General features: G+C 42.6%; 10 protein-coding genes. 7 read left to right on the top strand and 3 right to left on the bottom strand.

Going from position 1 to position 13,811, the window contains the following annotated elements:
• Positions 1-90: 90 nt before the first annotated feature.
• The 7 genes from J4E06_RS07555 (at position 91) to J4E06_RS07525 (ending at position 10,384) form a co-directional block, all read left to right on the top strand.
• Entirely contained in the window at positions 91-3,216 is a 3,126-nt protein-coding gene (locus J4E06_RS07555; protein WP_349523426.1) for a VPS10 domain-containing protein, read from the top strand.
• 16 nt (positions 3,217-3,232) lie between these two features.
• Positions 3,233-3,778, top strand: coding sequence for a CopD family protein (locus J4E06_RS07550; RefSeq protein ID WP_349523425.1), 546 nt, complete (start codon positions 3,233-3,235; stop codon positions 3,776-3,778).
• 180 nt (positions 3,779-3,958) lie between these two features.
• Complete coding sequence (locus J4E06_RS07545) at positions 3,959-5,371, top strand: sensor histidine kinase (RefSeq protein WP_349523424.1); 1,413 nt, start codon at positions 3,959-3,961, stop codon at positions 5,369-5,371.
• Positions 5,372-5,413: 42 nt separating this feature from the next.
• Entirely contained in the window at positions 5,414-6,196 is a 783-nt protein-coding gene (locus J4E06_RS07540) for an enoyl-CoA hydratase/isomerase family protein (RefSeq protein ID WP_349523423.1), read from the top strand.
• A 24-nt stretch (positions 6,197-6,220) separates the two neighbouring features.
• The gene (locus tag J4E06_RS07535) at positions 6,221-7,774 is read left to right on the top strand and encodes a hypothetical protein (RefSeq protein WP_349523422.1); all 1,554 of its coding nucleotides are present in this window, start codon (positions 6,221-6,223) and stop codon (positions 7,772-7,774) included.
• Between the two features lie 432 nt (positions 7,775-8,206).
• Complete coding sequence (locus tag J4E06_RS07530) at positions 8,207-8,899, top strand: collagen-like protein (protein ID WP_349523421.1); 693 nt, start codon at positions 8,207-8,209, stop codon at positions 8,897-8,899.
• 411 nt (positions 8,900-9,310) lie between these two features.
• Positions 9,311-10,384 carry a PA0069 family radical SAM protein gene (locus tag J4E06_RS07525; protein ID WP_349523420.1) on the top strand — a complete coding sequence of 358 codons (1,074 nt, stop codon included), beginning with the start codon at positions 9,311-9,313 and terminating at the stop codon, positions 10,382-10,384.
• Between the two features lie 495 nt (positions 10,385-10,879).
• Here J4E06_RS07525 and J4E06_RS07520 read toward each other — a convergent pair whose 3' ends face one another.
• The 3 genes from J4E06_RS07520 to J4E06_RS07510 all read right to left on the bottom strand — a co-directional run bounded on the left by J4E06_RS07520 (position 10,880) and on the right by J4E06_RS07510 (position 13,762).
• Positions 10,880-12,304, bottom strand: coding sequence for a Gfo/Idh/MocA family protein (locus tag J4E06_RS07520; protein ID WP_349523419.1), 1,425 nt, complete (start codon positions 12,302-12,304; stop codon positions 10,880-10,882).
• Positions 12,305-12,368: 64 nt separating this feature from the next.
• On the bottom strand, positions 12,369-13,028 hold the full coding sequence (locus J4E06_RS07515) for an HD domain-containing protein (RefSeq protein ID WP_349523633.1): 660 nt from the start codon (positions 13,026-13,028) through the stop codon (positions 12,369-12,371).
• On the bottom strand, positions 13,028-13,762 hold the full coding sequence (locus J4E06_RS07510; RefSeq protein WP_349523632.1) for a lysophospholipid acyltransferase family protein: 735 nt from the start codon (positions 13,760-13,762) through the stop codon (positions 13,028-13,030). Before J4E06_RS07510 ends, J4E06_RS07515 begins: the two co-directional genes overlap by 1 nt.
• Positions 13,763-13,811: the final 49 nt, after the last annotated feature.

Raw genomic sequence — 13,811 nt, 5'->3', positions numbered from 1 at the left:
CTGCGCTCGAACTGACAGATAACGAGCTTTTTAAACACTCTCTTTTCATTGCATTCAGTACATATTCCATAATATAAATCAGCCATCACCATGAAAAAAGGACTGCTTCTATTGCTAAGTGCCCTATTCGGCACGCTCTCATTTGCACAGACGGCCAACGATTATTTTGAACCCATGAAATTTAGGAACATCGGACCGTTTAGGGGCGGACGTTCCGTAACGGCAAGTGGTGTTGTGGGCGACCCGCTTACCTATTATATGGGAACTACAGGTGGCGGACTTTGGAAGACCACCAATGCCGGAGGAAAATGGGAAAACATTTCGGACGGTTTTTTTGACATGGGTTCCGTAGGTGCTGTCGCTGTGTCTCAGTCCAATCCTCATATTGTGTATTGCGGTATGGGGGAGCATGCACCAAGAGGTGTCATGACCTCTTATGGAGATGGTATGTACAAATCCAACGATGCAGGGAAAACATGGATCAAATTGGGCTTGGAAAAAACGCAACATATTTCCCGAATCATTATCCACCCGACCAACCCTGATATTGTTTACGTAGCCGCTCAAGGTGCTTTGTACGCTCCCAATGAAGAAAGAGGGGTGTACCGCTCCATGGATGGCGGAAAAACTTGGGAGAAGATCCTATATGTGGATAAAGGTACGGGTGCAGCAGAATTGTCCATGGATGCCAACAACCCTTTGGTGTTGTATGCTGCCATGTGGGAACATCAGCGCAAGCCCAATAAGGTAATCAGTGGTGGACCTGGAAGCGGACTGTACAAATCTACTGATGGTGGGAACACTTGGGAAGAACTGACCAAAGGTCTCCCAGAAGAAAAAGGGAAAATGGCCATTGCTGTAAGCCCTGCCAATTCCGATAAAGTCTATGCCGTAATCGAAAGTGATTCCAATCAGGATAAAGGAGGTTTGTTCGTTTCCAATGATGCTGGTGATAGCTGGCAGATGGTAAGTGGAGATAACCGATTGGTGCAACGTGCCTGGTATTATATTGAAGTGTTTGCAGACCCCAATGATGAAGACACCGTGTATGTGTTGAGTGCATCAATGTTCCGTTCTGAAGATGGGGGTAAAACATGGGAAACCATTTCCGTACCGCATGGGGATACGCACGATTTGTGGATCAATCCAGATAACTCCAAAAACATTTTGTTGGCGGACGATGGTGGGGCAACCATTTCTTTTGATTATGGTGAAAATTGGACGTTACAGGACAATATGCCCACAGCTCAATTTTACAGAATCAGTACGGATAACCTGTTTCCTTACAATATCTACGGAGGGCAGCAGGACAACACTTCCGTAAAAATTGCAAGTCTTTCTGTGGGCAGATGGAGCATCAACCAAGAGGATTGGCACTATGCTGCAGGAGGGGAAAGTGCCTTTTTGGCCTTTGACCCGGATAATCCCCGCTATATGATGGGTGGAAGTTATTTGGGAACCATTGAGTTGTTGGATATGGAATCCAAAATGTCCAGCAATGTGATGGCAGCACCCATTCAATATTTGGGACGGGATGCCCGGGACATGAAATACCTTTACAATTGGAACGCGCCCATAATTTGGTCGCAACACGAGCCTGGAACATTTTATCACGGAGCACAATTGGTACTTCGAACGCGGGACAATGGAGTGACTTGGGAAGAAATTTCACCCGACCTTACCCGAGACCAAGATGAACTGCAAGGCAAAGGAGGTGGTCCCTACACCAACGAAGCTGTAGGTGCCGAAAATTATGGCACCTTGGCCTACATCATCGAATCACCTCATGAAGCAGGGGTTTTGATCACAGGCAGTGATGACGGTTTGGTGCACATTACCAAAAACGGCGGAGAATCATGGGAGGATATCACCCCAAAGGGGTTAAAGGAATGTTTGGTGAACGCCATTGAGGTGTCTCCACACGATTCAAGTACTATTTACATTGCCACAACGCGTTACAAGTTCAACGATTATACCCCTGGATTGTACAAGAGTACCGATTACGGGAAAAGTTGGACGAACATAAGTGATGGGATTCCATACGGAGCCTTTACACGGGTAGTGCGTGAAGACCTGGAGCAAAAAGGACTGCTGTATGCGGGTACCGAGAAGGGGCTTTATGTTTCTTGGAACGATGGTAAAAAATGGGAGCCCTTGCAATTGAATTTGCCCAAAACCCCGATTACGGATTTAAAAGTACATCAAGGAGATTTAATCGTCGCCACATCCGGAAGAAGTTTCTGGATTTTGGACAACATTACCACACTTGCTCAGTACGAAGGAAGCAACAAAGCATTACAAATTTACAAGCCAGAAGAAGCCATTCACGGGTATTGGGGAAGTCAGATGAACAGTTCTTCCAAAAGTGTGACCGGAACCAATTCATTTGAAGGGGTCAACCCTGCCAATGGCATGGTGATTTACTATGATCTTCCCGAAAAAATGGATTCCACCGAAGTGACGATGGAAATTTTGAACGAGCAGGGCAAAGTCGTCCGCAGCTTTACTTCCAAAAAAGATGAAAGCTACATACCGCACAATGGCGGTGGTGCCCCACCAAAACCTGTTTTGGGAAAAGACAAAGGACTGAACCGTTTTGTTTGGGATTTAAAAACCGCAATTATGCCCAGTATCCCAGGCGTCTATATCGAAGCCGATTTCACAGGTCATAAAGTCCCACCGGGAGAATATACCATCAGTTTAAAAGCTGGAGGGCAGACTGTTTCCACAAAAGGAACCATTGTTCCCACCCCGAATACAGCTATCACGCAAGAACGTTTTGAGGAACACGATGCCATTATGACGGATTTCGAGACCAAACTCGCCGACATGCACAACAAAGTGAACAAGTTGAAAGAAGTGCAAGGTCAATTGGAGCAGCTTTTGAAGGATTTGGATAATGAGGAGCTGAAGAAAGAAGGCCAAACTTTGCTCGATAAATTAAAAACATGGGATGGCGAAATGGTACAGCGCAAATCACAGGCGTATGACGATGTGGAGAACTTCCCCAACAAGTTTACCGCAGAATATCTTTTTGTGATGAACCATAGCAACAGTGCTTTGCCACAGATCAATCAACCATCAAAAGATAGAAAGGCGGAACTGGATGCGCAATGGGTTGGTTTAAAACAGCGCGCAGAAGCTTTAATGAAAACAGAAATACCTAATTTTAATGCCAAACTTTGGGAGAATGGCATTGGTGCCATTCGGATGTAAAATATAAAACGGGCAAGTGCTATATCCTTATATAAAATCGTTGCACCTCATATTTGTGGTGACTTGGTTCGCGGGTTTGTTCTACATCCCCAGGCTCTTTATTTATCATATCGAAGCTTGGCACAAACCATCGCCCGATAAGGAGATACTTTCCGATCAACTAAAGTTGATGACAAAACGATTGTGGTATATCATTACATGGCCATCTGCAATTTTGTGTACGCTTACGGCCATTGGGCTATTGATTTTGATGCCTGCTTGGTTGCAGCAACCTTGGATGCATGTTAAGCTTGGCTTTGTGGCCCTACTTTTTGTGTATCATTTTAAATGCCATCAAATTTTTAAGCAACTGCAGCGGGACGAGGTAAAATACACCTCAAAATTTATGCGAATATGGAATGAGGTGGCCACCATCATCCTTTTTGCCGTCGTTTTTTTAGTGGTTCTAAAAAGTGCCTTTAATTGGATTTATGGCATTATTGGGATGTTTGCCTTGATGATTTTGTTGATGCTCGGTATCCGATGGTACAAAAAAGTTCGGGACAAAAACCCGAATGCATAGAAAACTCAAATTCAAACTCAAATTCAAGCCCAAGTACCAAAAGCAATATGCCAAACCCTTTGTACTTGAAATTGATTCTTGCTCTTGAACTTTATTTGGCTCGATAATTGCTTAAATTTAACGTTAAATCAAGCAAACTTGCTAAGAAAACTTTCCTTACGATCCCGCATATTTGTTGCCATGATTACCCTGGTAGTGCTAGCTTCTATTTTGATTGCAGGCGTTACGGTCTACCAATACAAGGAGCAGGGCAATGATTACCATAACGAACGCTTGGAACGCAAGGAGGAACAATTGATCAAAAGCATCAACTACACCTTAAAAGAGACCACCTATCCGGTTACCACCGAGAACCTACATCTTATTTTTAGTGAGGAAATCTATGAAATTGCCAACATTCAGAATGTAAACTTCAATATCTATGATCTTGAGGGGAATTTGATCAAAAATTCAAGGCCCAGTTTTGAATCGAATATGATAGCGACCTGTTTGGATGCCGAAGTGCTCAATTTTTTGCGTGAAAGCGGCGAAACTCGGTTTGTGGAGGAAAAACGGGCTGCAGGAGACAGCTATCAGTCAACGTACACCTATATCTACGATCTAAAGTTCAAGCCCATCGGTATATTGCACTTGCCCTATTTTGAAGACAATACCTTCAATAATATGGAGCTGCGGGAATTTCTGTTCCGGTTGGCCATGGTGTATGTTTTAATGCTGATAGTGGCCATCATTTTGGCCTATTTCATTTCAAAATACATTACAAGGTCACTGCAAACCATATCGGACAAGATCAACCGTACCAACTTGACCCATCAAAACGAAAAAATATATTTGGAAAGCCCGGGCGAGGAGATTGCCAAACTAGTGGATTCGTACAACCGCATGATCGACGAGTTGCAGGAAAGCGCCGTAAAATTGGCCAAAAGCGAGCGGGAGCAAGCCTGGCGGGAAATGGCGAAACAGGTAGCGCATGAGATAAAGAATCCGCTCACCCCTCTACGCCTATCCGTGCAGAGTTTTGAGCGCAAGTTTGACCCGGACGATCCGGAAATTGAGAAAAAGGTAAATGAGTTCTCCAAGACTTTGATCCAACAGATTGATACCATGAGCAACATTGCCACGGCATTTTCCAGTTTTGCCGATATGCCCGCGCAGCAAAACGAGACCTTGAATGTGGTGAAAGTGGTGAAGTTGGCACTGGAAATTTTTCAAGAGGATTACATTCACTTTATTGCCGACGAAGAGGAGATTGTTGCAAAACTGGACCGTACGCAGTTGATACGGGTAATCACTAACTTGGTGAAGAACGCGATACAGGCCGTGCCCGATGTGGAATCGCCCAGGATTTTGGTGACCGTGGCCACTGTGGGCGACTATGTGAAAATTTCCATTGCGGACAATGGCCTAGGCATTGCCGATGAATATAAGCATCGTATTTTTGAACCTAAGTTCACTACCAAATCCAGCGGAACCGGTTTAGGCTTGGGAATGGTAAAGAACATTGTGGAAAACTACGGAGGAACCATTAACTTTACTTCTCAAGTTGGTAAGGGAACCGTTTTTACCATAGAGTTTCCAAAAGAGCATAAATAATAATGGCGGATATCGTTTAGGCCGTCTCAAACATCAGTATACATGGATTTCGAAAACATTTACATTGAAGAAGAGAACAATTTGGCCACCATTACCATAAACAGACCCAAAAAATTGAATGCGCTCAACAAAAGGACCATTGAAGAGCTGCATGTTGCGTTTAAAGAATTGGATGAAGATAACGAGATTAGCGTAATCATTCTAACGGGAAGTGGTGAAAAAGCGTTTGTTGCGGGTGCCGATATTTCCGAATTCTCCAACTATTCCGTTAAAGAAGGCCGTCAGTTGGCGGCAGCAGGGCAGCGAAGCCTTTTTGATTTTATCGAAAACCTATCCACCCCTGTTATTGCGGCAATCAACGGTTTTGCCTTGGGCGGTGGTTTGGAACTGGCCATGGCTTGCCACTTTAGAGTGGCCAGCAGCAATGCCAGGATGGGCTTGCCCGAAGTATCGTTGGGGGTAATACCGGGATATGGTGGAACCCAGCGTCTACCTCAGTTGGTGGGCAAGGGACGAGCCATGGAAATGATCATGACCGCAGGCATGATCGATTCGGACAAAGCCTTTGGCTACGGGTTGGTAAACCACGTAGTGTCATCCGAGGAATTGTTGCCTCTTTGTATGAAAATTGCGAGCAGGATATCGAATAATTCCACAGTTGCCATAAAGCATGCAATAAAAGCGGTAAATGCTGGTTTTAAGTATGACGCTGATGGCTATTCGGTGGAAATTGATGCTTTTGGCAATTGCTTTGGTACGGACGATTTTAAAGAAGGTACCTCCGCATTCTTGGAAAAACGCAAAGCAGATTTCCCCGGGTCCTGACCATTGGCTTAACCAAGCCAGACCATGAAAAAGAACCTCTTTCTACTAATTTGTTTTGTGCTAGCAGGCATGGCCGTGAATGCACAAAAAATGCCCGTTTCCTACGATTTTGGTGAAAAATACCGAGATAGGTACCGTTATTCCAATCTCGTTGCCATTGATGAAGACGATTCCGGCGGCTACATTTTGGTGCGTGCCTATTACCAAGGGCTTATCCTAAAACCCAAAGGGTATCTTATAGAAAAATACAATAGTGATTTGGAACTGGTATCCGAATACAACTATAAACTCAAGGGGCTGGATTTTGTCAACGGCTTCCTCAAGAATGGTCAATTGAACTTGTTGTTCCTAAATTATAACGAAAGTAGGGGGACATACGAATATTGGGTGCATACCAGTCCTATAATTGATTTTAATTTTAAGGAGAAAAGGTTGCTTTCCATTGGTTCTGAAGAAGTAAGCGACCCCGTAGGGAAGAACTACTACAACCGTGACTTTTCACACGGTTTCACTACTGCCATCCTTTTTAATGAGGACAAAACGGGCTTTGTGATCAGTACACATCACAAAAAAGGGAAGAACAATAAGCATATGATTCATTTGTTCGATACCGCTCTCAACAAAAAGTTTGAATACGATTTTTCCGATGAAATCGAAGAGAAAAACTATGCCTTCGAAAACGTAGCCTTTTCACCGGACTTGCAAACGGCCTACATTGTGGGTAAAGCCTACTTTAAAAAGAGACGTTTTCGGGTTGATGAAAGAAAGTTTCAATACGAACTCATCAAGGTTTCGCAATATGGAAGCCAAACACAGTCGTTTGTAGATCCCGGGAAATATCCTGAAGCCTTGTACCCGGTGCTTATCAAAGATAAACTGGTATGCGTTGGCTTTTATGCGGACAGAAAAGATAACCGATACAATGGCATTGCTTATTTTGATGTAAATCCGAACTCATTGGATATCAGATCACAGAAATACAATCCATTCTCACAACAGTTTATGGAAGATAAATTTGGGCGTGAAGAGGATAAGGATATCAAAAACCTTGTTTTTAAGGGAGTAGAGGTGACCGATAAAGGAGAGATTTTTTTTAATGCTGAAGAATACTTTGTTTCTTCCGGTTTGGAAACAACGGGAGCAGGGCAGCGCGTTAAAATTGAACGTTACCACCATAATGACATTGTCAGCGTAAAACTGGACTCCAACGGAACTATGGAATGGGCACGGAACATTAACAAGACAGAAGTGACCCAAGGTGATGGGGCCTATGCCTCCTACAGTTCCTATTGTAAAGATGGCAATACTTATTTCTTTATCTGCACTGCTGCCGAAAACCCGCAATTGATCAATAACGAACGCTTGATTTTTAAACAAGGTTTTAGTAGAAACCGAAACGTTTTCCTTATTTCTTTGGACGAAAATGGGACTATGGACTATGAGAAAATAATTGACCAAGAAGAAGCTCGATTACCTCTTATGGTCTCCAAACCTCTTAAAGACGAAAGTCAGGACAAAATGCTCTTCTACGCCAAAAGAGGGAGTAGAAAACAGTTGGTAAAAATCGACTTTAAATAAGAATCATAAGAATCAAGAGACAAGACGTTTGACAATTGGCTATTGTAAATTGTTTATTGCTAATTGAAAAGTGCTTGTCATTCTGAGGGAGCACAACGACCGAAGAATCTCCTTTGGCAAGAACTGTAGCATAGTTGTTTGTGATTGTATATAGCATTCATGTCAATACCTTTGCAATTTTCAACCAATCCGCCTTCTAGTATTTCAATACTCAACAATCCAACCTTTCACCTTTCATCCCTTCACCCATAGCTGTTAGCCCTATAATTGTCGATAAAAAAGAAAGAATAATCTTACAGTTTATTTTTGTCATCAATTGAAATGGGTCATTCATCAAACAGTAATACCGCTACATTAGTTAGTGCTGAATTGAACCATCTATCCATCCTATTTTTGATGCATCAATAAATCTAAATAAAAAAACAGAAAATTATGAAAACATTGAAATTAGTAAGCATGGCCATGGTTTGTATGGCCATGGTTTTGGTATCTTGCTCTGGTGAAGATGGAGAAAAAGGGATGCAAGGAGAACAGGGAATACCTGGCGTTGATGGTATCGATGGAACCGATGGCGCAGATGGAATAAACTGTTGGGATCTTAATGGTAACGGTGTTCCAGATATTACCATTGATGAAACTAATGAGGACATCAATTTAGATGGTGTCGTGGACGCACTTGATTGCCAAGGAACAGATGGGCAAAATGGAGTGGATGGCAATGCCAATGTACAAGAGCATAAATTTAATCTTGAACTCTTTGGTAATTACAGTCAGCTGAATTTTGACCTAAATGATGTTGTTGATAACCCTAACAACTATGCCTACCTTTATTATATTGATCACACTAGTGGTCTTAGGTATTCCATACCAGGGCATTTGTTTAATAACAACTATTACGCAAGAGTATTTACCAACCTCGACAATGGAACTCTAACTATTAATTTTTATGATTTAAGTGATGTCGCATTCCAGGTCCCAGGTGGGGAGTATACAAATCTAGTGGTTGTGGCCATAGAATTGTCAAATACGGGTAAAACCAGCGAAAATGTAATGAGCGAACTAAAAGCCGCTGGTGTGGACACTAGCGATTACAATGCTGTGGCCGAATATTTTGGTTTAGAGTAGTAAAGGATATTTCCCCCCTTGGGGCACCTGACCAAAGCGGAGAAGCCGGGCGAAAGCTCGGCTTTTTTATGCTGTTTGGTTGCTGAGCGTAGCCGAAGCACAACACGGAATCTCATCCAATTTATCTTAAATTTTTCATTTTTCACCCTTAACAAAAACAAGAGATGCTACGCACCACTCAGAATGGAAAGCAAGGTTTGGTGTCATTTCGAGCTGTCACCCTGAGCGTAGTCGAAGGGGTAGTCGAGAAATCTATCAGGGCTTCAGATTTCTCACACTCTTGTTGTTTGGTTCAAAATGAGGAAATGTTTTTCTCTTAGTCTGAGTTAATTAGCACAATTCGTGTCAAACCATCAACCTAAGCATTTAAAAACAGGAAAAAATCCATATATTTGGATTAAATCCAAAAAAATGTCATCCAAAGATTATTTAAAGGGGAGAGGAGCACAGAAAAATACAAGCAATCGGTTTTTGGAGCATACTTTGGAAATGCGTAATGACTTTTTGGAGTTTTGTAGTTTGGAAGGAGAAGAAGCCGAATGCAACAAAACCAAATACATTCCCATTTTTCCCAAAACCATCGTAAACAAAGTGGACAGCCCGGATGTGGGAATGGGATACTCCATGAATCCCTACCAAGGTTGTGAACATGGCTGTATTTATTGTTATGCTCGAAACACGCACGAGTATTGGGGCTATAGTGCCGGCTTGGATTTTGAACGGAGAATTCTTGTCAAAAAATCGGCTCCTGAACTTTTGGAAGCTAAAATCAAGCATAAAAAATGGAGGGCACAGACCATTGTGCTGTCAGGAAACACCGATTGTTACCAACCTGCCGAGCAAAAGTTCGAGATTACGCGAAAATGCCTCAAAGTGTTTTTAAAATATCGCCATCCTGTGGGCATCATTACAAAAAATGCTTTAGTCTTACGAGACCTGGATATTTTAAGGGAGTTGAACAAGCACCAGTTGATAGGTGTTAACGTATCTGTGACCTCATTATCGGAAAAAACAAGGAGAAAACTGGAACCCAGAACGGCATCTATCCAAAAACGGTTAAAAACCATTCAAGTATTATCGGAAAACAACATTCCGGTAAACGCGATGCTGGCCCCTATGATTCCTGGTATTAATTCACATGAACTGTTGCCTTTGGCCAAGGCCGTGGCCGACCACGGAGCTCGCTCTTTTGGGTTGACTGTGGTTCGACTCAATGGAGCTATAGGGCAAATATTTTCGGACTGGATAAAAAAGGCAATGCCTGATAGGGCGGAAAAAGTGCTGCATCAGATTCAGGATTGCCATGGAGGAACGGTTAACGATAGTAGGTTTGGTACCAGAACCAGAGGAGAGGGAAAAATTGCCGAGCAAATACATGAAATGGCCCAAATTGCTAAGAAACGATACTTTAAAGATAGAGGCTTTCCCCCTTTGAACACTGAGATGCATGAGCAATACAAAGATGGACAGATGAAATTGTTTTGATTTTAATTGAGCAATGAAAAAATAAACGGTTATCCATATTCAATGAGATTCCGAAACAAGTTAGGAATGACTGCTGAGGTAAAATAAAAATGGTTTCCAGAAAATTCGTGAAATTCGTGTCAGCTTTTTTACTAAAAGAGATTCTTCGTTTCGCTTAGAATGACATAAAACAAAGAACGTGTCTAAAACCCAGTTTTTCGTCAACCTGAACTTGTTTCAGGTTCTCATAGAGATTTGTTTGTTAACCATGATGGGATTCTGAAATAATCCCAATAGTTATCGGGACAGAATGACAAATTGTTTCCATCTTAATTTGAGTTAATTAGTGAAATTCGTGTCAGTGCGATGAACAATTATCAATAAACAATTAACCAATAACGAATAACCAAATCCCCTAACACTCCACCCTTCAGCAGCTCCTTAGACTACGCTCAGGATGACAGCTCAGGGTGCTTGTTTCCAACAATCTAATAATCCAGAAATCAGTGGGCAGTCTTATTTTAGTTCCCAGCCTTCTCGGTAATCACGGGTTACCCATTCGTTGGCTTTCTCATAATTGGTAATTTTCATATTGTCCCCATCCCAGAAAAGCTTTCTTCTCCCCGGTGAGTTGTACGGATTCCAATCACGCGGAGTTTTGCCTTCTTGTAATTCTTTGTATTGGTAAGCCTTAACGGCCAAGTTGCCCATAAGTACAGTTTCTGTAAGTCTTCCTGCTTTATCAAAGTTGGAAGAAGTGGGTGTACCGTTCTGGCAACCATCCACAAAATTCGCGATGTGTCCATCGGTTCCTCCGGGCACCCTGTCGTACTTTGGCGCTGGGGATTTGTATAGGTCCATCATTTCCGAAGGAAGCAATCTCGCATTTCGTGAATAGGTGTCACATACCAAAATACCTTTATCGCCATAAATAACACTACCGCCGCCAGAATCACCGATGGTCTCATCATCTTTAAGTTCGTCCGGTAGGTCTGGTTTTATTCCACCATCATACCAATTTAAGGCAATATCGCCGTGCTCTTCGTGCTCAAACTTCAAATGAATTTTGGAAGAAGGTGGACAGGAATGGCTATAATCCGCCTCCACAAAATCATCTACCCATACGGTAGTACAGCTTGCCTCCGCCTCGGTAGGATAACCCAAGTCAAGTACACTAAAAGGCGTTTCCATTATATGGCAACCCATATCTCCCAAAGCTCCAGTTCCAAAATCCCAGAAACCTCTCCATTTAAATGGAAGGTAGGCATCGTTGTAATCCCTCATTTTCGCCGGGCCCAGCCAAAGGTCCCAATCCAATCCCCTTGGAATACGGTCTTTTTCAGTGGGCAAAGGAACACCTTGTGGCCATACGGGGCGGTTGGTCCAACAATCAATGGTATGTACCTTTCCAATAATGCCGGATTCCACCCATTCCCGGGCTATTCGGCTACCATCGCTAGAGGCTCCCTGATTTCCCATTTGGGTAACGATTCCTTGTTCTTTTGCCACCTGCGTCATTAAACGGGCCTCGTGAATATTGTGGGTCAATGGTTTTTCCACGTAGGCGTGTTTTTTTTCGCGCATAAATGGTAAAGAAATAGTAGCGTGTGTATGGTCAGGAGTTGCCACGGCAATGGCATCAATATCGTTTATATGTGCATCAAAAACCTTTCTAAAATCTTTAAAACGCTTTACATCGGGGAATTGCTCATAGGTTTGTTGGGCGCGACGGTCATCCACGTCGCAAAACGCCACAAATTTTACCCTTCCTGTATCGTGTAGGCCATTGATTACGGAATTTCCCCTTCCACCAACACCAAAACCTGCGACATACAAGGTATCGCTTGGGGGAATATGGGTTTTGCCCATTACATGACTGGGAACAATGGAAAATGCAGCTGAAGCGGCTGCCGTATTTTTGATGAACTTTCTTCTTTGCATCTTGTTTAGTTTGATTTTATGTGAGACAACAAGATACAAAAAAGGGCCAGAGAAATCCTAGAAATTACTCCGTCCCGTTCCACTCTTTGTAAAACTGATTGAGGTAGTCCAACATAAATTGATGGCGTTCCTCGGCCAGTTTTTTTCCGCTTGCCGTGTTCATTTTATCCTTGAGAAGCAACAACTTTTCATAAAAATGGTTGATGGTGGGTGCTTTTGATTTTTTGTACTCCTCCTTCGTCATATTGAGGTTGGGCGGAATTGCTGGATTGTGAAGTTCCCTATTTTTAAAACCTCCGTAATTGAAAGCTCTGGCAATTCCAATGGCACCAATGGCATCCAAACGGTCCGCATCCTGCACAATTTGAAGCTCTTTTGATGTAAATTTTTCTGTTTCTTTAGCCAAACTGTTCTTAAAGGACATATGCTTGATGATGTTTACCACATGATCAATGGTCTCCCCATCGACGGATTCAGATTCAAGGAATGTTTTAGCAGTTTTTGGACCAATGCTCTCATCCCCACCGTGGAATTTGGGATCGGCAATGTCATGAAGCAATGCCGCCAGTTGAACAACCAAAGCATCTCCCTGCTCGTGTTTCAATAGCAATTTTGAGGTGTTAAAAACACGTTCAATATGGAACCAATCGTGACCGCCTTCGGCATTTTGGAGCTCTTCTTTTACAAAATCAATGGTATTTTGGATCAAATGGTATTCCTTCATCATTTGTTTTTAACACCCGATACGATCTGGTTTTCTACTTGAGCAATAATTTCATCGGCGTTGCCCTGGTTTGCTATTGGAGGATGCACCTCAAAAGTTACATGGGAACCCAATCCCATCGGAAATTTACCGTACTGTAATAATTTCCACGAGTTGTTTATACTTATGGGCACGATCAAGGCGGAAGGCGCTTTTTTCATCATCACTTTAAGCCCCGTGGTCCTAAAAGGTTTGGGTACTCCATTTCTACTTCGCGTACCTTCAGGAAAAATTACAGCACTTCGGTTGTTAGCTTCAATGTAGCTTCCCAATTTCTGCAGTTCGGCAATGGACTGTTTCGGATCTTTTCTGTCTATTAAAGCCGATCCACTATGCCTTAAGTTATAGGAAACGCTTGGTATTCCTTTTCCCAACTCAATTTTGCTGACAAATTTGGGGTGGTACTTGCGCATATACCAAATAATAGGGGGTATATCGTACATGCTTTGGTGGTTGGTCACTATGATCAGTGGTCGGTCGGTCGGAATATTTTGTTTGTTCCGGAAACTGTATCGTGTCCCCAGCACATTGGTACACCGCATAATGAACCAATTTAATATGGATACACTTTTTTTGTGTGCATTGTACCCAAACCCATTAAGGCATATCCATTGTATGGGATGAAAAATCACCAAAACCAATCCAAATAGCAGGAAGAAAATAACGGTGAGGAGATACGAAAGCAGTTTTAGCACGGGTACATTTTTATTGGTTGCCGTAAAAATAAAAAAACCACCCTTTAGG

Source organism: Allomuricauda sp. NFXS6 (assembly GCF_040148835.1).
GTDB lineage: Bacteria > Bacteroidota > Bacteroidia > Flavobacteriales > Flavobacteriaceae > Flagellimonas.
This window is presented reverse-complemented; position numbering and strand designations above follow the sequence as displayed.

Excerpts from the sequence above, each read along its gene's own strand:
- J4E06_RS07555 (WP_349523426.1), top strand. The coding sequence starts at position 91 with ATGAAAAAAGGACTGCTTCTATTGCTAAGTGCCCTATTCGGCACGCTC.
- J4E06_RS07545 (WP_349523424.1), top strand. The coding sequence starts at position 3,959 with ATGATTACCCTGGTAGTGCTAGCTTCTATTTTGATTGCAGGCGTTACG.
- J4E06_RS07540 (WP_349523423.1), top strand. The coding sequence starts at position 5,414 with ATGGATTTCGAAAACATTTACATTGAAGAAGAGAACAATTTGGCCACC.
- J4E06_RS07535 (WP_349523422.1), top strand. The coding sequence starts at position 6,221 with ATGAAAAAGAACCTCTTTCTACTAATTTGTTTTGTGCTAGCAGGCATG.
- J4E06_RS07530 (WP_349523421.1), top strand. The coding sequence starts at position 8,207 with ATGAAAACATTGAAATTAGTAAGCATGGCCATGGTTTGTATGGCCATG.
- J4E06_RS07525 (WP_349523420.1), top strand. The coding sequence starts at position 9,311 with ATGTCATCCAAAGATTATTTAAAGGGGAGAGGAGCACAGAAAAATACA.
- J4E06_RS07520 (WP_349523419.1), bottom strand. The coding sequence starts at position 12,304 with ATGCAAAGAAGAAAGTTCATCAAAAATACGGCAGCCGCTTCAGCTGCA.
- J4E06_RS07515 (WP_349523633.1), bottom strand. The coding sequence starts at position 13,028 with ATGAAGGAATACCATTTGATCCAAAATACCATTGATTTTGTAAAAGAA.